Annotated in this window: 1 pseudogene; it reads right to left on the reverse strand. The window is 44.5% G+C overall.

Annotation, left to right across the window (positions count from 1 at the left end):
- A pseudogene (locus tag M3221_RS26015) lies at positions 1–254 on the reverse strand (IS5/IS1182 family transposase); the annotation flags it as partial.

The raw sequence follows: 254 nt of genomic DNA on the forward strand, positions 1-254 counted from the left end.
CCAACACGGGCATCCGTGTCTGATGAATAGTGAAGCTGCTCTTGATAATCGCCTGTCACTTCCTTCAGGACGTTCAGTTTTTCTTTGACAACTGGAAGGTGCGCAATCTGCGGCTCTTTTTCGATTGAGTAGGCTAGTTCATCTTGTACTTCGTTAGAAGTGGGCTTCGGCGGGAATTTTTCTTTCATGGATTCATCAAACTGATACACCGCTTTTCGAACGTTTCTTGATTTTTCCTGCAGAAATTCCTTAGG

It is taken from the genome of Domibacillus indicus (assembly GCF_023715895.1).
Classification (GTDB): domain Bacteria; phylum Bacillota; class Bacilli; order Bacillales; family Domibacillaceae; genus Domibacillus; species Domibacillus indicus_A.